General features: G+C 59.2%; 14 protein-coding genes and 1 pseudogene. 5 read left to right on the forward strand and 10 right to left on the reverse strand.

Features of this window, described 5'->3' with window-relative positions; translation table 11 throughout:
• The first annotated feature begins 827 nt into the window (after nt 1-827).
• Nucleotides 828-989, forward strand: a complete 162-nt coding sequence (locus DC522_RS36390) for a hypothetical protein (protein ID WP_116531797.1) — start codon at nt 828-830, stop codon at nt 987-989.
• 36 nt (nt 990-1,025) lie between these two features.
• Nucleotides 1,026-1,727 carry an IS6 family transposase gene (locus tag DC522_RS27795; RefSeq protein ID WP_116531798.1) on the forward strand — a complete coding sequence of 234 codons (702 nt, stop codon included), beginning with the start codon at nt 1,026-1,028 and terminating at the stop codon, nt 1,725-1,727.
• 70 nt (nt 1,728-1,797) lie between these two features.
• Here DC522_RS27795 and DC522_RS27800 read toward each other — a convergent pair.
• The 10 genes and pseudogenes from DC522_RS27800 to DC522_RS27845 form a co-directional block, all read right to left on the reverse strand.
• A pseudogene (locus DC522_RS27800) lies at nt 1,798-2,163 on the reverse strand (transposase); the annotation flags it as partial.
• Between the two features lie 184 nt (nt 2,164-2,347).
• Nucleotides 2,348-4,870 carry a beta galactosidase jelly roll domain-containing protein gene (locus DC522_RS27805; protein WP_116531800.1) on the reverse strand — a complete coding sequence of 841 codons (2,523 nt, stop codon included), beginning with the start codon at nt 4,868-4,870 and terminating at the stop codon, nt 2,348-2,350.
• A 37-nt stretch (nt 4,871-4,907) separates the two neighbouring features.
• Nucleotides 4,908-5,906 (reverse strand): D-2-hydroxyacid dehydrogenase, encoded by a 999-nt coding sequence (locus tag DC522_RS27810; RefSeq protein ID WP_116531801.1) that lies wholly within the window; start codon nt 5,904-5,906, stop codon nt 4,908-4,910.
• A 98-nt stretch (nt 5,907-6,004) separates the two neighbouring features.
• Complete coding sequence (locus DC522_RS27815) at nt 6,005-6,880, reverse strand: ATP-binding cassette domain-containing protein (protein WP_116531802.1); 876 nt, start codon at nt 6,878-6,880, stop codon at nt 6,005-6,007.
• 12 nt (nt 6,881-6,892) lie between these two features.
• Nucleotides 6,893-7,780, reverse strand: a complete 888-nt coding sequence (locus DC522_RS27820) for an ABC transporter ATP-binding protein (RefSeq protein WP_116531803.1) — start codon at nt 7,778-7,780, stop codon at nt 6,893-6,895.
• Nucleotides 7,777-8,718, reverse strand: a complete 942-nt coding sequence (locus tag DC522_RS27825; RefSeq protein WP_116531804.1) for an ABC transporter permease — start codon at nt 8,716-8,718, stop codon at nt 7,777-7,779. Before DC522_RS27825 ends, DC522_RS27820 begins: the two co-directional genes overlap by 4 nt.
• A 13-nt stretch (nt 8,719-8,731) precedes the next feature.
• A complete protein-coding gene (locus DC522_RS27830; RefSeq protein WP_116531805.1) occupies nt 8,732-9,649 on the reverse strand; it encodes an ABC transporter permease in 918 nt (305 codons plus the stop codon).
• An 80-nt stretch (nt 9,650-9,729) separates the two neighbouring features.
• Nucleotides 9,730-11,283 carry an ABC transporter substrate-binding protein gene (locus DC522_RS27835; RefSeq protein ID WP_116531806.1) on the reverse strand — a complete coding sequence of 518 codons (1,554 nt, stop codon included), beginning with the start codon at nt 11,281-11,283 and terminating at the stop codon, nt 9,730-9,732.
• Nucleotides 11,284-11,374: 91 nt separating this feature from the next.
• Nucleotides 11,375-12,367: a D-2-hydroxyacid dehydrogenase gene (locus DC522_RS27840; RefSeq protein WP_245444614.1), complete on the reverse strand. Its 993-nt coding sequence runs from the start codon at nt 12,365-12,367 to the stop codon at nt 11,375-11,377.
• Between the two features lie 62 nt (nt 12,368-12,429).
• Nucleotides 12,430-14,442 carry an alpha-amylase family protein gene (locus DC522_RS27845; protein WP_245444616.1) on the reverse strand — a complete coding sequence of 671 codons (2,013 nt, stop codon included), beginning with the start codon at nt 14,440-14,442 and terminating at the stop codon, nt 12,430-12,432.
• 576 nt (nt 14,443-15,018) lie between these two features.
• On the opposite strand from DC522_RS27845, the gene DC522_RS27850 reads away from it, so the two are divergent.
• The 3 genes from DC522_RS27850 to DC522_RS27860 all read left to right on the forward strand — a co-directional run bounded on the left by DC522_RS27850 (nt 15,019) and on the right by DC522_RS27860 (nt 18,588).
• Nucleotides 15,019-15,708, forward strand: a complete 690-nt coding sequence (locus DC522_RS27850) for a GntR family transcriptional regulator (RefSeq protein ID WP_116531808.1) — start codon at nt 15,019-15,021, stop codon at nt 15,706-15,708.
• A gap of 86 nt (nt 15,709-15,794) precedes the next feature.
• Nucleotides 15,795-17,489, forward strand: coding sequence for an IlvD/Edd family dehydratase (locus tag DC522_RS27855; RefSeq protein ID WP_116531809.1), 1,695 nt, complete (start codon nt 15,795-15,797; stop codon nt 17,487-17,489).
• Nucleotides 17,490-17,616: 127 nt separating this feature from the next.
• Nucleotides 17,617-18,588, forward strand: a complete 972-nt coding sequence (locus tag DC522_RS27860) for an aldo/keto reductase (protein ID WP_116531810.1) — start codon at nt 17,617-17,619, stop codon at nt 18,586-18,588.
• The last annotated feature ends 74 nt before the right edge of the window (nt 18,589-18,662 follow it).

Here is an 18,662-nt window from a genome sequence, read left to right on the forward strand (position 1 = left end):
GAGAGCCAAGATGAGTGAATCACGAAGCCGCCACACCGCATAGCCCCAACGATTCCGTCAGAACTGCCGTTGCTCTAGCACTGCGTAGGCTGGCCAAACGCGGAACGGAGGTCGGTTTTGTTCACTTCCTCGGACAACCCAGACGATCATGCGGACGGCGTCAATCAGTTTTATGTACAGCTCTGTAAGAGCATTGGCAGGGAGGTTGTCCGCCGTCTCAGTTCAGAACTTATTTCTGATTTGGAACTTGCTAGTCGGCCAATGCATCAGCCTGAAGCTCATCTTGTACCGGCCCACTATGGGGCCGGAACAAGATCTGCTCTCAAACACACGCTAACGCAGTACGTAGCACGAACGTGGGTCTGTAAACTGACCAAAAGACCCGCGGAAGGGCTAAATGCAGCTTGGATCTTGGTGTTTGTGCCGTCGTTCAGGGCCGAACACGTGATTGGAAAGCGTGCTGCTCCCCAAAGTATCGTCTGTGAAACAATGAAGGTGTCGGGATAGGTTTGCCGAAGCCGATTGCGCAAGAGCTTCAATCAGGTACCAGTGCGACGTGAAGATCATCTGGCTTCAAATTGCAGGTCAGTCCTGAAGCCCGGTCGTGAAGGGTTGCCAATCCGTTCTACCTAATCGTGTCATTGAGAGCAGCTCTTGTTCCGGCCCCTGCTTGCAACGAAGGCGCCCGGCATAGGCGCGCTTTCGGGGTGTATCTCGTGCGGCCGACTGGCCAGAGGGAGAGCATGAGGTTCTGTGGGGCAGTTTGGTAACGGGTTGACTGTACAAGGTTTCTAGCCAGACGAAACAAGGCTGGGGGACACCTACATTTGCCAAAGCGCGCCCCATCCGAACCGGAAACACCCGATCCTTCCGAGGCGCCGGAGATCCTGCAGTTCAAGGTCTGGCTGCTCGGGATCAGCCCCATGATCTGGCGGCGGATTCAGGTGCCAGCCAGCGTGACGCTGCGGGAGTTGGGTTCGTCACGTTAACTCGGGTATCAGAGCGAGCCGTGTAGATGGGGTGGCATGACCAAGCCCGTCAGCTACAAACGCCATCGCTTTCCACCCGGGATCATCGCCCATGCTGTGTGGTTATACTTCCGGTTCCCGCTGAGCCTCCGCTTAGTCGAGGAGATGCTGCTCGAGCGCGGCATGATCGTCTCCTATGAGACTGTTCGCCGGTGGGCTCTGAAGTTCGGGCCAGTCTACGCCCGCCGCCTCAAACGCAATAGGCCGAGCCGACGCGATGTTTGGCACCTCGACGAGATTGTAGTCACCATTGCCGGTCAGAAGCACTGGTTGTGGCGGGCCGTCGATCAGGATGGCTATGTGCTCGATGAGATCGTCCAGAGCCGGCGCGACACCAAGGCGGCGAAGCGCCTACTGAAGCGTCTGCTGAAGAAGCAGGGCTGCCCACCCCGGCGATTGATCACCGATAAGTTGGGCTCCTACGCTTGTGCCCGGTGTCAGATCATGCCCTCAGTTGAGCACCGCTCGCACAAGGGACTTAATAACCGGGCTGAGAACTCGCATCTGCCGCTGCGTCGGCGAGAGCGGGTAATGCAGGGCTTTCGATCACCCGGAGGCCTGCAGCGGTTCGCCAATGTCTTCTCGGCTACTCGCAACTTTTTCGTTCCACCCAGCTCCCACCGCTCTGCTCTTGCAACCCATCTTCACCGCCTCGATGCCATGGCGGCGTGGAACGCTGCAGCCTGCGTTGCCGCTTGAGCCACTCAGGAAGCGAAGTTCGCCTTAGTTCGTTCGACCTCAGTTAACGTGACAAGACCATCGGGAGACGGTACTCGTCCCAGAGCCACTGGATCAGATCCACCAGACGCCAGCGCACCACTCCATGAACCGCCGGGATCGGACCTGCCTCAATCATCTGGATCAGGTGCTGGCGATGGCGATCAGTCAGCCTCGAGGGCTGGCCAGGGGGCTTGCGGTCGATGAGGCCCTCAGGTCCGTGAGCGTTGAACTTGAGCACCCAGTCGCGCACGATCTGCAACGTCACACCGCCAATGCCCGCCGCCTCAGTGCGGGAGGCTCCCTCATAGATAGCCGCAAGCGCCAGAAGCCGTCGGGCCTGCGGGGCATTCTTCGTCCGTCTCGCGAGCGTGCGAAGCTGGGGCGCATCGAAGTCAGAGCGGAGTGGGATTGGCATGGCGAACCTCCCTGGTTCGCCAAACTGAATCACATCGGCGCAGCGCAGAGAACATACATGCGAGTCACGCCTTCAGAGACTTGGTATTCATTGGCGCGAAGGGCTACGGCTGCGATTTGAGCGCAATGTGAGCCAATCCCTATTCGGCTCTGCCCAAGTTCCCGTGACAGAACCCGATGTGTTCCTACTCCAGCCGGACGCTGGCTGAAAGCTCATCATCCAGCGAGGAGATATTCAGGATGATCGGCCGACCTTTCTTTTCAAGAGCCCGGACATGGACGGCGCGAGGCAATCCAACTACGAGCGGAAAATAGTTATCAGAGAGAAGAACGCCATCGGCACCCTCAATCTGAACCAGCTTTGACACTCCATTCGTCGAAATATCAAGCTTCCACTCATCGGCAGCGATGCGTTGCGAATGCACAGTCAGGCTTGAATGAGGTGTTACAACTTCCACCATCGGAGCGAACAGTTGCATTTCGTCAGAAGCAAATCGGCCGTCAGTCGAGAGCCTCGCGAACATGATCTCGCGATCTCGGTGCACAATAGTACGGTAATAATCGTCAAGTCTGAGCACCCGAGTGCTTTCGCCCGCTGGAAGCGCGCAACGCTCCGCCCAGCGCCGAAGCACAGTACCGTCCGTAGTGAGATGCAATAGCTCGATCTCCGCATCAACCGCCCGAGGTGAAACGTTCGATGCGATCAGCTGAATGTCATCCATGTCCAGGAAGAGGCCGACGACGATGTCGCGAAACAGCCGCGCGACGAAATAGTAGCTCATGAGAGGACGCAGCCGGTAGTCCACGGAGCCGAACTGGAACAAAGGGCCACCCTTGTTGAAGGACCAGTACACGATCCCGTGGCACGAGCTGCTCCGCAATCTGAAATTCACGAGCGAATGGTGATCGGCGAGTGCCTGTTCGAGATCAAGGCCGCGGATGTAAGGGCCGAGACCGCCCATGTTGTGATAGCCACTATACGGAAACTTGTTGATCAGCGGGCGGCCGGTATGCTCAGTCCACTTCCGGACCCATCCCTTGCCGGAGAACTCGGCAACATCCAGGTCCATGACCTCTTTGAGCGTCTCGGGCCGCGAGTAGCTCTCGATACCCCAACAGGTCTCTGTGACGAATAGCGGGTCCTTCAGCGAGTTGAAGTGGCTGCCCCAGATATGGCCCTCCCCGTAGACCGGGGACCGGACCCAAGTCCCCCCATGCGGGGAATTATCCACGTAGGGCACGCCCGGCGAGAGCTCCTCGACAAGGGCAGGGATCGTCTTCGTGATCAGCTCTTCGCCGTAGAATTTGTCGATCTCATCTTTCCAGCCCCATTCCTCCCAGCCTTCACGCTGCTCGTTGCCGCCGCACAGCATGACTAGGCACGGATGGCGCCGAAGCTTGATCATCATTTCCTTCGACTCCGTGCGGAACTCCGCCACGAAGTCCGGATCGTACTCGGGATAGTACATGCTGTGCAGATAGCTATCCTGCCATATCATGATGCCGCGGCGATCACATTCGTCATAGAAATCTTCCGATTCGATTGCGCCGCCGCCCCACATTCGAACGAAATTGTAGTTCCCATTCTCCAGCAGTGCGAAGATGCGCACATAATCCTGTGGCTCTCCATGGACTTTCAGGTAGTCAATCGGAATCAGGTTCGTCCCCCGGACATAGACTGGCGTTCCGTTGACAGCGATCTGGAATGTCGGCCGACCGGATGGCGTAGTTTCGAGCAGGCTGACCGTCCTGATCCCGAAACTGCGCTCCACTACATGGACATCGTGCCCATCGCGTGAGACGGACACTTGGACCATGTAGAGATCCGGCTTGCCATATCCGCGAGGCCACCAAGGCTTAGGGTTCTCGATCTCGAGCATGAGACGGATGGGGCCTGACCCATCCATTGCGGTGCGCCCTGATGCGAGGACCTTCCGATTGTCCGGGTCCAGGATCTTGATCTCGACGTGGGACTGCCCCGGCGCCCCATGTCCCACGCAGGTAACATTGCACTCCAGCGTCGCGCGCTCGCCGGTCAGCGTCACGGTCTTGATGAAGACGTCGGTAATCTCAATCTTCGGAACGGCACGCAGGCGGACAGGACGGTGGATACCGATTCCAAGCACACCCGTGCCAACGTTCAAAAGGGTGCTGTTGCCGCTGAAGAAGCTTCGTTGATAGCGCCGGATCAGTGATTTCCCGAGCCGACCCTCAACCCCGTCCCTATGTCCTAGGATTCGTCGAGCCTCCTCGACCTTGTCGACAATGCCCGATGCGTGACTTCTGACGACAACCGCGAGTTCGTTGTCAGTGCTCCGCAGGAGTCCGGACGGCAAGTCGAATCGATACTGCCGATAGGCGTTCGCCGTCCGCCCGATGGCCGTTCCGTTCAGCCAGATCTCCGCAAAAGTATCGATTCCATCGAACTCGAGAGCCCAGCGCTCGGAGCGCGCGACCTCGGCATCGAACGTCGTCCTGTAAACCCAGTCGCTCTCGGACACCCAGTGCGCTTCAAACGCCGCCTTCGTTCCCGCGAAGGGATTCCGCAGCTGATCATGTCGAACGAGATCATAGTGGATAGCGCCAGGGACTCTAGCGTCTAACCATGACAATTCATGCGTTTGCAGAAGATCTCCTGCAGCTGTTGCTTCCGTGTCCTTGAGTTGTGCGACCTTCCATGGCCCAGTCAGCGGCTGCTCGTATCCCACTCTGCCCTCTCCACCTTCGGCTTGCGCTTGTCATTGCTCAATGCGTATAGACGTCATCCGGCTTGATGCGGTTCAGCATCTCTTCGCCCGCGCGGTAGCGCCGCACGTTTTCAGCGATGATGTCCAAGGATCGTGCGACGAGATCGGGCATCTCGGCGGTCTGATGATGAGTAATGATCGTGTTAGGTGCATCCCAGATCGCGGCATCGGCGGGCAGAGGCTCCTGCTCGAACACATCGAGACCCGCGCCCGCGATAGTGCCTGCATGCAAGGCCGAGATCAGAGCCGCCTCATCGACCACATGGCCACGGGCGATATTGATGAGATAAGCGGAGCGTTTCATCAGCCCGAGCTCCCGCGCTCCGATCATCCGAAAGGTAACGTCCGTCAGCCGGATCGAGAGGACGACAAAGTCGCTCTGTGAGAGCAACTCGTCGATCGCCTGTCCGGCTGCAGCGTCGTAGAACTTATCCAGGCCAGGGATCTTTGCCTGCTCGGGGCCGCGTCCATAGCCGAGAACACGCATTCCCATTGCCTTTCCGAGCGCTACGACTTCCCTTCCCGTATAGCCGAGACCGATGACCCCCAGTGTCTTGCCATAGAGTCCCCGGCGCTCCGAATAGCCAGGGATCTGACGCCATTCGTGCCTCTCCTTGGCTTTGACAAGGGCGGGCGCATCATAGGTCAGGCCGAGCGCAAAGAAGAAGACGTGCTGGGCGAGCGCCGGCGCAGCCCGACCGGCGGAGGCTGTGACGATGAGGTCACTTCGGGCGATCACCTCCGGTCGGGCGCTCTTGTTGACTCCTGCATGATCGCAATGAACCCACCGCAGGTTTTCAGCTGCAGCAAAGCGCGGATCCAGGTCCGCCTTCAAGACGGCGACATCGACGGTTCGAATGACTTTCGCGATTTCTTCTTCATTCTCCGGAGCGACCTGGATCACTGTGGCCGGGGCAAAGATTTCCCTGAGCCGTTCAAGATGCCACCCGCTGTAAACAACGGTCGCCAATACCGAGTTGATCCGCCTGCTGCTCACTTCTCGCAATCTCCTCACTTCAATCGTCATTATGCTCATTCGATGCTCACGCCTGCACTCAGCGTTGAGAGCGCGTTAGCCGAAGCATGAATATGCCCTCAGTGTTCCTGAAACTGTGGCTGCTGTTCTCCGGGCACGGCCTGCGCCGCTTGGCTCGAGAGCTCGAAGAGGGCTGGCGACGATGCCAAGAGCGAGCGTGTGTATTCGTGCTGCGGATTATTGAACACTTCCTCGGTGCGACCTGTCTCGACGAACATTCCGCGATTCATGACGGCAACATGATCGGCGACCAAGCGCACGAGGGCCAAATCGTGCGAGATGAAGATGTAGGAGAGACCCAGGCGCTCCTGCAAAGTCATCAGCACCTTGATCACCTGCGCCTGTACGGAGACATCAAGCGCCGATACGGGCTCGTCGAGGATGAGGATCTCGGGTTGGAGCGCCAGTGCCCTCGCGATCGCGACTCTTTGACGTTGGCCACCTGAAAGCTGATTGGGGTGGAGGTCGGCGAAATGTTGAGGCAGATTGACTTGGGCTAGAAGTTCGGCGATGCGGGCCGGACGTGCGGCCCGATCAAGAACCTCCGGGTGAATTTCCCAAGGCTCCGAAATCAACCTCGCCACCGTCTGACGAGGATGGAGGGAGGCATAAGGATCCTGGAATATCATCTGCAGGTTTCGCCGCTGGCGCCGCATTTCGGAGCGCGACAGGGTGAGCAGATCAACACCCTTGTAGAGAACGGAGCCGCTGTCGGCTTCTACGAGACGCAGGAGCGTTCGCGCAAGCGTGGACTTGCCGGACCCGGACTCGCCGACGATGGCCATGCATTCGCCCGCGTGGAGCGTGAAGCTCACGCCGCCCACGGCCACGATGGGGCCGTGCTTGCTCCTGCCGGCCGCACCGAAGGTTTTGTAGAGATCGCGCACTTCTAGCAGGGGAGCCGAAGCCGGAAGCTCGTTTGAAGTGTGTTTCACGATGAGCCGCCGCTATGTTGGAATGGACACTGGAATGTGAGCTGCTTCCGCGCCGCCCGATTCCGACGAGTCGGTGACGAAAGCCTCGGGAATGGGTTCGAGATCGCGCCAAGAGCGCGCCCGCCCGGGATGGGCGGCGAGCAGGGCGCGGGTATACGGGTGCTGCGGCCGTTGGAAGATGTCCTCCGTCAATCCCTCCTCAACGATCTTGCCGGCATACATGACGACGATGCGTCGTGAGATCAGGCGGGCCACGGCAAGGTCGTGGGTCACGAAGACCAATCCCATTCCCGTCTCGCCCTGCAGCTTCTTGATGAGGCGCAGGATCCCGGCTTGAACTGTGACATCGAGCGCCGTCGTCGGCTCATCCGCTATCAGGATCTTCGGCTTGAGACCGATCGCCATCGCGATGCAGATGCGCTGGCGCATGCCGCCTGAGAATTGGTGCGGAAAATTGTTGAACCGTTCCTCCGGGTTCTGAATTCCGACCTGGGCAATCAGCCGAAGGGCTTCCGTTCTCGCTTCCTGCCGGGACATGTTGAGCCGGACCGAGAGGGTTTCGCTTAATTGCGAGCCGATCGAGAAGACGGGGTTGAGGCCGTCGAGAGCGTCCTGGAACACCATGCCGATGCCCAGGCCCCGGACCCTTGTGAGCTCCGCTTCAGAGGCGCCGACAACCTCGATGCCGTCGAAATCGATGCTTCCCCGAACAACGCCCGGTTCGTCGACGAGGCCGAGCATCGATCGGCCGAGCACGGTCTTCCCGGATCCGCTTGCGCCGACGACGGCAACCGAGTCGCCCGCGTTGACCGTGAGCGATACACCCCGGACGGCTTTGACGGTGCCGAGGCGCGTTTCGAAATCGATTTCCAGGTTGGCTATCTTGAGCAGGTCTTTCATGGCTTCGCTCCCGGCTGCTTGCGGGGCTTGCGGAAGAAAAGAATGTTCTGGGTCGGATCCTCGACTGCACGCAGCCAGTTCGAAAAGATGTTGGCCGCAAGAGCCGTCAGAACGATGACGATGCCGGGAAAAACAGTCACGAACCAAGCCGACCTCAGATAGGCACGGCCATCGGCCACCATCATTCCCCAATCCACGTCAGGGCGCTGAAGTCCGATCCCCAGGAAGGTGAGGCTCGCAGCGGACAAGATAACCGTCGCGACCTCCAGCATCGCCAGGGTCCGAATGGTCGGGAAAACCATCGGGGCGATGTCGCGGGTCATGATGCGCCAGTTCGAGGCTCCGGCGGCTCGGGCCACCTCCACGAAGGTGCGCTCACGCACCTCCAGCGTCTGAGCGCGAGCGGTGCGCATATAGACCGGTGTGCGTGTGATCCCAAGCACGATGATGAGATTGAGGATGCTGGGCTGCAGCACGAAGAGCACGACGAGAGCCAGCAGAAGGGAGGGAACCGTGTGCAGGATGTCAGCGATTCTTTGCAGAATGTCATCAACCCAGCCGCCGAAATAACCGGACACGAGCCCGATGGCGCATCCGATGATCGCCGACGTACCGACCGCAAAGAAGGCGATGGTCATGGATGTCTGAGCACCGATGATCAACTGGAGAAGGATCGGCCTGCCCAGGCTGTCGGCTCCTAAGATGAACGCGAATCCCTGTTCGAGGCTGAACGGCTTGAAGAAGCGCAGCGAAATGTCCTGGTGGTTTGCCTGCTCGGCGACGAAACTGGGTCCGACCAGCGCGATCACGATAATGAAGAGCAGCCAGCAGACGGAGATCATGGCGAGCGGCGATGAAACGAACATCTGCCACCGGGCGGAGGTCCGCACTTTCGACAGCAGACTCGCTCTTGGTGTGGCGAGAGATGTTGTGGTCATGCAGAATTACCCTTCAGGTCAGACGCACACGAGGATCCACGGCCATGTAGATGAGGTCGACGATGAAGTTGAGCACGATCACCGAGATTCCGACAACCACGACGCTCGCCTGCAGAACGGGGTAGTCGCGGTTGAGAATGGCGCCGACGATCAGCCTCCCAATTCCGGGAAACGCGAAGACGACGCCGACGATCACGGCTCCGTTGACCATACCGGCGGCTATATCACCCGCGACGGAGATGATCGGCAGTGCGGCATTCCTCAAAGCGTGACGGTAAACGATGCGGCGTGAATTGAAGCCGCGCGCCCGAGCGTTGCGAACATAACCCGATGTGAGAACATCGATCATCGCGCCGCGAACGACCTGGGTCAGTATGCCGATGGGACCCAGGCTGAGCGTGGCTACCGGCAGGACCCAGGCGAGGGGAGACGCGCTTCCGGAGGTTGGGACGAGGTGCAGTTGAACGGCGAAGACGAGAATTCCGACCAGTGCGAACCAGAAGCTCGGAATGCTGCCCGCAACCAGGGAGACGAAGGTGACGACGCGGTCGATCGCCCCGAAGCGATGCGTCGCAGCCAATGATCCCAGTACCAGAGCGACAAGAATTGAGACGCTCATTGCAATGAGAGCCAAAAGGAGCGTCATCGGCACCTCACCCCACGCGGCCGCCATCGCTGGACGCTGCTGCCATATGGAATTGCCGAAGTCGCCGCGCAGGGCGTTGATCACGAAGATCCCAAACTGCTCGATCACGGGCTTGTCCAAGCCGTAGACGCGGTTGAATTCCGCGATCCGCTGCGGCGAAGCGCCTTCAGGGAAGAACAGGTCGACCGGAGATCCGGTGAGTCTCGCAAGAAAGAAGACGAGGACAACGACGCCGACCAAGGTGATCGCGCTGGCAATGAGGCGGCGCCTGATGAAAGTGAACATCGGCTTTCTCTCCAGTCATCGTTGGTGCCGGGCCTTTGCAGCCCGGCACCCACATTCAGGCAACCCGCAAGGGGAACCACCTATTTTGAAAGGCGAATGTCAGCGATCCGGATCTCCAAGCCTGACAGAGGATTCGGCTTGTACTGAACACCTTCTCCGAGCATCATCAGCCGCGCCTGTTCGGCGATGCCGATCATCGAGCTTTCCTTCGTGTAGAGGATCCTCGCGGCCTGCTGGTAGAGTTCGGCGCGCTTCGGTCCTTCGGCGACATCCGCTTCCTTGATGATCTTGTCGATCTCGGGATTGCAGGTCGCGGAAACTGCTCCCTCGCACGTGATGTATTTCGGGAAGCTGAAGCTGGCATCGCCGGACGTATTGTCGTGCGAGATCATCTGGAGGGTCGCCCGCTGCTCCGGCGGGAAAGGCCTGCGGAGGTACTTGAGCCACGCACTCGTCTCGATGCTCAGGACCTTGAACTTGAAGCCGACGCTCTTGAGGTCCTGGGCGATCGCCTGAACGACTTCGTCACCTCCGGGGAAGATATCGGGTCTCGTGACGAGGTCGAATTCGGTATCCACAGGATGACCGTCCGCTTTAGCGGCCGCGATCAACGCCTTGGCCTTTTCCGGATCGTACTTGAGCGCATCCGTCTTATCGAAGTTTGGGATATAGCCGTTCACCTGCGGTCCGAGCATCTGATACCAGGGTGAGCCCGTAATCCCCATGAGCGCCGGGACGATCTTTTCGCGATTGATGGCATGCGAAACGGCCATGCGTACGCGCGGGTCGATGAAGGGTTCCTTATAGGTGTTCGTGCGCATCAGAACGATGCGGTTATCCTTATAGGAAACCGTGCGGTCGTCACCGGTGGCGTCCTCGGCTCGGATCGCCGTCGCGAGCTGAGCCTCACCGGTGGTGATCATGCCGGCGCGAACTGTCGGCTCGGCACGGTAGAGGTAAACCACGTCCTTGACTTCAGGCTTGGTGCCCCAGTAGCCGTCGAAGCGCGTCAACTTGATCGACTCGCCCTGCGTGCGGCTCACGAACTTGTAGGGGCCGGTGCCGATCGGGTTCGTGATCTTGTCCGTCTTGGTCTGACTGGCCAGGTCACCCACGTCGACATAGGAAAGCCGCAGCGGAAGGATCGGATCCGGCCGGGGCGTGGTCACCCTCAGCGTGTATTGGTCGACGGCTTCCGATTCCACGTGCTCCGGAAACTGTTCGCTGTTGTAGCAGGCCAGCTTGCCGCCATAGAAGTCGACGCCCGCCTGCGTGCGCTTGATGTTGGCGGCGGCGACCTTCGCGTCGAACGGAGTTCCGTCGTGGAATGTCACGCCCTGCTTGAGCTTGAACTCCCAAACCTTCTCGCTGACATGCTTCCACGACTCGACCAGCATCGGCTCGACCTGGCCAGTGACCGGGCTGACGTGAGTCAGGGATTCGAAAACGTTCCCACGGACGACGTTGGCGTTCTGCGCCGTCTGGGTATCGCATGGGTCGAGCGAGTCCGGTTCGACAGCGAGAACGACCGTGAACGGCTTGTCGCGGCCTTGGGCAAGCGCCGTGGTCGCAGTGGTCAATGAGACCGCGCCGGCAGCCAAGAAAGCTGCGCTGGCAACTGATTTCAGTTTCATAGGCTCCTCCCTGATGACTCGCTGTTCTTGAAATGGTCGAGCGCGGCGCATCGATCGCGAGCATTCGATGCGCCGCAGTCCGAAAATGAATTCAGTGCGAGGGTGTGATCTCCCCTCTGGGCGTGAACACATCCTTTTCGGTGATCGCATTGATCATCGGATCACCTTCGATGTAGTGCCGGATGTTCGCCACGATCATGTCGATGGATCGCTGCGTCTTGTCCGGCATTGCGGGCGTCATATGCGGCGTAATGAGGAGGTTGGGCGCGTCCCAGAGCGGCGAGTCCGGTGGAAGCGGCTCCTTGTCGAAGACGTCGAGCCCCGCGCCGCTGATCTGCCCGCTCCTCAGGGCCTGCAGGAGAGCGGCCTCGTCGATCACGGGACCGCGCGCCAGGTTGATGATGTACGCCGAAGATTTCATGCGAGCGAATTGTTCGGTCGAGAACATCTGGTAGGTCGCATCGGTCAGCTGAGTCGCCAGCATGATGACGTCCGACTCGACGAGAAGCGGGTCCAGGCGGTCCCCCCGCTCCGCGCACAGGAGCGTGTCGACGTTCGGAGCCGAGTCGGGAACGCTGCGGGTATAGACGATCACCTTCATGCCAAAGGCCTTGCCGAGGGCCGCCATCTCGAAGCCGGTCCTGCCGTATCCCACGACCCCGAGTGTCTTGCCGGGAAGCCCGAGCTTGTCGATGTAACCCGGAATGCCGCGCCAGACATGCGCGGCCTGGTTCTCGAGGAGCCGTTTCGCGTCGAATGTCAGCGCGAGGGCGAAGTAGAAGGCGTGCTGTGCAAGAGCCGGCGCCGAACGCCCTGCCGACCCGGTGACGATCAGCCCCTTCTCGAACACATCCGCGCGCGCCGAGCGGGTGAGGCCGGAATGATCGCAATGCACCCACTTCAGATTTGGCGCTTCCACATACCGGTCGTCGAGGTCTCCGTCGATCACGGCGACATCCACGAACCGAAGCGCTTCCTCGATCGTCTTTGCGTCCGCGGATGAGCAGTGGATGAACTCGGCCGGAGCGAACGCTTGCCGCAATTGCTCGATCTCATCGGGCTTGAAGGGGACAGTCGCCAACACGCTTTTTATCGAACGCATGCTGCCCTGAACTGCTGGAGCGGTGTTGTGCGTCATGGTTCTGTCTAATGTTCCTGGATCAGCACGACTTCGAAGCGTTCGATGTCGGGCAGGTTGATGATGAGATCCTTGCCTTCACGAGTGGCCTCGCAGTCGGTTCCGGCGACAAGCGCCCGGGCCTTGGCAGACGGCGCTGCACCGGCCAGTCGGAGGCGACCGCCACCGATTGTCACGTGCGGGCCGTAATTCTTGCGCCGGGCTCCCGATAGATTGATCAGGTGGATCACGAGGTCGTTCCCGCGGTGCTGCAGGGTCAGCTCGATATGTTCGGCCAGTTCCGCGCTGAGCGGCTCGTCATTGCCGAGCAGTTCTCGCACTAGATCAGCTACAATGTCCCGCGACGTGCTGAGACCTAGCTCATGGTATGAACGCCCGACCGTCCATGGCACCAGGGCAACGCGGCCGGCTCCGTCGAGGTAGTAGGCCGGCGTGCCGTCGGCCTTGTGTCCATAGGACTTTTCCGGAGGCCCGTAGGCCGCTTGCGGCAAAAAGACGAGCCTCCCTTGGGAATCGGCCTTCGCCTCGACCCGGTAATGTGCCCCGAAGACGGGAGAGACGGGCGCGAAGTACCGGCGACCTTCTTCCGGAGCACGCTCCGTGACGTAGACCGACTTCAGAGCGTGCGGGTCGGTGGTTCGTTCGGTGATGCGGCCTGCCGGCATGGCTGCCAACTGCGCAAGATCGTTCTCATCGAACCCAGAGCGACCGGTGAGCAGGAGGCGGCCACCGGAGGCGACGAAGGCATCGAGGGCTTGGACGGCGGCAGGCTTCAGGCCACTGACATCGGGGACGATCAGCACCGAGTAGCGCTTCAAGCCTCCATTCGAGGCCATGTCGGGAATACCCTCCATGGGCACAACATCGAATGGCAGGTGCTTTTCCTGCAGCGATAAGTAAAGCCCACGGAACTCCGCATTCGACTCGTTGTAGCGCGCCATGCTCGTGGCCAACACATCGGGCCGGACCAAGCCGATATGGGCGGCAGGAGTCAGGCCGCGATAGACCTCGTTGTTGTCGCGGTGAAAACGGACGATCTCCTTTGCAACGCCCAGAGACTGGTATTCGATTTCTCCGGGAACGCCCATGATGTAGGTGGACGGATTGGCGCCGCGCGAGATGCCCTGGATCAGATGCTGCGCGAAATGCTCGGGCTGTTCGCTCGCGATCCGGTACGGCATGTCGATGAAGGTCACGCAGTGGCAAAGCACCGGCCGCTGAGGACGCTGCGTGCGGAATGCGCTGACCCGCTCGTTGACATGATGATGCCACAGCTCGCGGCCCACTTCGTTGTTCGCCTCGAAGAAGACAAGGTCATCGGACCGCAGCAGGCAGGCGTCGGGCCGCCGCCTCTTGATATGCTCGGCAATGCGCGTGCTCAGGTTGCGGGTGACTTCGTTCGCATAAGTCCGCCAGAGATCGTAATGCGGCGACTCGGGGCCTTTCGGCAGCGGCTTTCCACCGCTGAATTCGGCAAAGCCGCGCCGGCATGACTCCGATTGCGAAACACCATGATAGCGCTTGGCGTAGTCGTATTCCGCAAACCTGAACATGTTGAAGAAGAAACCGTCGAGCGGGTAGTTGTCGATCATCTCGTCGACAACCTCGAACAGCTTTTCCTGATAATACGCGCTGCTTGGATCGACGCTGACCTGGCCTTCCATGACCTGTCGGCCACCGTCCTTTGGGCTGACGAAAAGCCAGTCGGGATGCCGGTCGGCGACCGCCTCGCTGACCTTGGAGAAATCCATGCGCGCCAGAACACGCATACCGCGACGGTGGCCCGCCTCGACAGCATCGCCGAAGAGGTCACCGCTCGGCCGCTTGTCGAGGTAAGGGTTTCTGGTCTGGTGCTCGAGCTTCGTTGGATAAAACGACAGGATGCCACCGCCATTCACCAGCCAGGCATCGCAGCCAAAGTCCTGGATGAAATCCAGGACCTTCTCGACATCCATGTCTGCGTCGAACTCGAGCAAGTTCGTCTGGAACATGCGAAAGGGCGAGCGATACCATGGCTCCACCGAACTCGTTCCAGTCCCCTGATCCGTAGTTGTCTTGCTATTTATTAGATCCATCGTTTCCCAAGGTCCTGTCTGGTTTGTCGTACTGGCGCGGCTTTGAATTGTTTGAGGTTGGGCGCATGGATGAGAAGGGCGCCACTGCGGGCCATCCCAGTTCTGCCCGCCTGAACTGCGGCGGGTCGTCTGGCGATATTGCTTGGTGCGTTGCCATCAAAGCTTGGCTCGAGCGCCCGTACCTTCTGAGGTCGAAAGGGGCCTCTTTGAGACGCGTGGGCTTGGATCTGAATACAACTCGCAGCAAAGCACTCGCCTCCAAGACGAAGATGACGCGCGCCTTCAACCTTGTGTCGTCAACACTGGAATGCCGACGCCATTGCGGACCTTTTTATCGATTTACTTAAGGTGAGCTTGATCGGTTTCAAAAATGCTGTCAACAAGATTATTGATAACTTTGTTGACAGTCGATGGCGGCATACCTAGTTAGATGTTGTTCAGCCCCTTTTCTCATGGGGCAGCTCTCGGCCTGCAACTGTATTCAAGAGCGAGAGCCTTTTTACGAATATCGGAATTTCTTACATGGCTGACTCGCTCCAATTGGAAGACCAATCGGCATCTGCGCCGGGACAAGAAATACTGAGTCATGTCGTCAACTCCCTGGAAGAAGATATCGTTCTCGGGCGTCTTCACCAACGTGAGCGGCTGATCGAAGAAGATCTGATGGGGCGCTTCGGGGCCAAGCGCCACGTGATCAGGCAGGCTCTGGTCGAGTTGGAGCGCATGGGGATCGTTGAGCGCATCCCGAACCGCGGCTCTTCCGTTCGAGCCTATAGCGCCGAGATTGTGTTGCAGCTTTATGACGTCCGAAGCGTGCTTGAAACTCACGCCGCCAAGCTCATCCCGTTGCCGCTCCCAAAGGCCGATCTCGACAGATTGAAGAGCATTCAACACGTCCATGACAAGGCAGTGGCTGACGTGGATTTCAGAATGGTCTTTCGGTCAAACATTGAATTTCACCGCACTCTGTTCGGACTTTGCAGCAATCCATTCCTGGCGAAGTCGATAGAGGAGTACGAGCATCGGACCCACGGCATCAGGTTCTACGCGCTAGCCGACCCTGGCGAGCACAAACGCGCGCGAGACGAGCACCATCAGATGATCAAGGCCTTGGAAGAAGGAGATCGCGAGAGGCTCGTTGAATTGTGCCGTCGTCACCTCTTGCCTGCAAAGAGCATCTACATCCAGGCTGCGAAAAAGCATCTGGCGTAGAACGGATCCTGCATCTGGGGCCATGTTTGTTTGATCTGCAAAGTAAGTGAGTTTTTGCTTCGCAAAGTCACTTTAGGGGGAATGCCATGAATTCTGGGATGCGAAGAGGCTTAACAAGCTATGGAGACCCAGAATTCTCAGCCTACTTGCGCAAGGCCTTCATTAAGGCGATGGGATATTCGGAGGATGCAATCGAGCGTCCCATCGTAGGAATCACGAATACCTACAGCGATTTCAACCCCTGTCATGGAAACGTTCCGCAGCTCATCGAAGCAGTGAAGCGCGGTGTTATGCTGGCCGGCGGAATGCCGATGGTCTTTCCCACCATTACGCTTCACGAGTCATTCGCCTACCCGACATCCATGTTCCTCCGCAATCTGATGGCCATGGATACTGAGGAGATGATCCTCTCCCTTCCCGTGGATTCGATCATTGCGATCGGCGGATGCGACAAGACATTGCCGGCTCAGATCATGGCGATCGCGAGTGCGAACCGACCGGCCATTGTTCTTCCCACCGGAGCGATGCTGACGGGATCCCATCGCGGAGAACGGCTGGGAGCCTGTACGGATTGCCGCCGGTTTTGGGCGCGATATCGCGGTGGCGACATCGATGCTTCAGAGATCGAAGAAGTCAGTGGGCGTCTGGTGCCCAGCATCGGCACCTGCTCGGTCATGGGGACGGCCAGCACCATGTCCGGCCTTTGCGAGGCGCTTGGCTTGAGCCTGCCTTACAGCGGATCGATCCCCGCCGTGTATGCCGAACGGATGCGCATTGCGGAGAACACAGGACGCCGTGCGGTCGAACTGATTGCCGAAAATTTGACGCCGCGTGACATCCTGACCCGAAAGTCCTTGCTCAATGCCATGGTTGTTCTGCAGGCGATGGGAGGTTCCACAAACGCCGTGATTCATCTGGCGGCAATCGCAGGACGTGTCGGATTGCAGCTGGATTTCGACGAGTTGGACCGGATTGGGCGAGCTGTGCCTGTTCTTGTCGATCTGAAGCCGTCAGGGGAATACTATATGGAGGATTTTCACGCCTCAGGTGGGTTCCCGGCGCTGATGGCGGAGGTGCGGGATTTCCTCGATCTGGACGTTCTCAGCGTGTCGCCAACGCCCTTTTGGCAGGTGTTGGATACAGCGAGAGCCGATCCGACTCCAAGAAAAGCAATTCGGACGATCGAGGCTCCGGTATCCTCTCGGGGCGCCATTGCCATTCTGCACGGCAACTTGGCTCCGAATGGAGCAGTCATCAAGCAATCAGCAGCATCCCCATCCCTAATGCAGCATGAGGGGCGAGCTCTGGTCTTCGATGGAGTAGAAGACCTCGTTGCACGGATCGATTTGCCTGACCTTGATGTGAAACCCGAAGACATACTTGTCTTGCGCAATGCCGGCCCTCGAGGCGGTCAAGGAATGCCTGAAGCAGGATATCTGCCGATCCCTGCGAAACTCGCAAAAGCGGGAGTCAAGGATATGGTGCGGATCTCCGATGCCCGCATGAGCGGAACAGGCTTCGGCACGGTTGTGCTTCACATCTCACCGGAGGCGGCAGTGGGCGGGCCGCTCAGCTTCGTGAGAACAGGGGACCGGATCCGGTTGGACGTCGCCGCACGAAGGCTGGACCTTCTTGTATCCGATGCGGAGCTGTCGGAACGCAGAGCACAATGGTCAGCACGGGCCAAGCCACGAGCGCGCGGCTACGCCGCTCTGTTCGATCGAGCCGTCACTCAGGCCGATAAGGGCTGCGATTTCGATTTTCTGGTGAGCGAACACTAAGGACGACAGCCGCGGCAGCAGGTGCTGTGGATCTAAACGCCTTGAACAGCCGCGCAGGTCGAACGCTTCGACAGATAAAGGCCGCAGCGCAATCCCTGCAAAGTCAAACCAGCCGGAGTTCTGAAATATGGAATACGTTCGATTGGGCCGAACGGGGATCGAGGTCAGCCGGCTCTGCCTTGGGACAATGTCTTTCGGGCGGAAGCTCGCCAAGCGGCCCTGGGTATTGGAACTTGATGAGGCGCGCCCGCTCTTTCGTAAGGCATGGGAAAGCGGTATCAATTTCTTCGATACGTCCAACACCTATGCCGAAGGGTCTTCGGAAGAGGTGACGGGAATCCTGACCAAGGAGCTGGCTCCACGACACGAGTTGATCTTGGCGACTAAGGTCTGCAACCGCGTCAGGCCTGGCCCGAACGGTGCAGGTCTGTCCCGCAAAGCGATCATGCATGAGATCGATCTCAGCCTGAAGCGCTTGGGGACGGACTACGTCGATCTTTATCAGATTCACCGGCATGATCCTCATACGCCCTACGAGGTGACGATGGAGGCCATGCACGATGTAGTGAAGGCAGGGAAGGCCCGCTACATCGGCGCATCGTCCATGTATGTGTGGCAGTTTCTCAAGTACCAGCACGCCGCCGAGCTCGATGGATTGACCAAATTCATGACGATGCAGAACCAGATTAGTCTGGTCTATCGTGAGGAGGAGCGGGAGATGCTGCCGCTGTGCCGCAATGACGGCATCGCCGTCATTCCGTGGGGACCACTGGGCGCTGGAAAGGTGACGCGGCCTTGGGGTACAAAGACGGATCGCTCGACAAGCGATGCCCTCAACAAGACGATGTATGAGGATACCTCCGCCAATGACCCCGAGGTCATCGCCGCCGTCGAGAGAGTTGCTGTGGCTCGCGGCGTTCCGATGGCTCAGGTCGCGCTTGCCTGGGTGCTGCAGAAAAGCGGCGTCACCGCTCCGATCATTGGAGCATCGCGTCTTTCCCATCTCGATGATGCCCTGAGCGCTCTCCGGCTTGAGCTCGATGCCTCGGAGATCGCAGCGCTCGAAGCACCTTATCGCCCCCGCAGCATCCACTTCTAGAGCAACGGCAGTTCTGACGGAATCGTTGGGGCTATGCGGTGTGGCGGCTTCGTGATTCACTCATCTTGGCTCTC

The sequence above is a fragment of the Microvirga sp. KLBC 81 genome, assembly GCF_003075415.1.
GTDB lineage: Bacteria > Pseudomonadota > Alphaproteobacteria > Rhizobiales > Beijerinckiaceae > Microvirga.

Coding starts and splice junctions, on each gene's coding strand:
- DC522_RS27795 (WP_116531798.1), top strand. CDS start 1,026: ATGACCAAGCCCGTCAGCTACAAACGCCATCGCTTTCCACCCGGGATC.
- DC522_RS27820 (WP_116531803.1), bottom strand. CDS start 7,780: ATGAAAGACCTGCTCAAGATAGCCAACCTGGAAATCGATTTCGAAACG.
- DC522_RS27825 (WP_116531804.1), bottom strand. CDS start 8,718: ATGACCACAACATCTCTCGCCACACCAAGAGCGAGTCTGCTGTCGAAA.
- DC522_RS27830 (WP_116531805.1), bottom strand. CDS start 9,649: ATGTTCACTTTCATCAGGCGCCGCCTCATTGCCAGCGCGATCACCTTG.
- DC522_RS27835 (WP_116531806.1), bottom strand. CDS start 11,283: ATGAAACTGAAATCAGTTGCCAGCGCAGCTTTCTTGGCTGCCGGCGCG.
- DC522_RS27850 (WP_116531808.1), top strand. CDS start 15,019: ATGGCTGACTCGCTCCAATTGGAAGACCAATCGGCATCTGCGCCGGGA.
- DC522_RS27855 (WP_116531809.1), top strand. CDS start 15,795: ATGAATTCTGGGATGCGAAGAGGCTTAACAAGCTATGGAGACCCAGAA.
- DC522_RS27860 (WP_116531810.1), top strand. CDS start 17,617: ATGGAATACGTTCGATTGGGCCGAACGGGGATCGAGGTCAGCCGGCTC.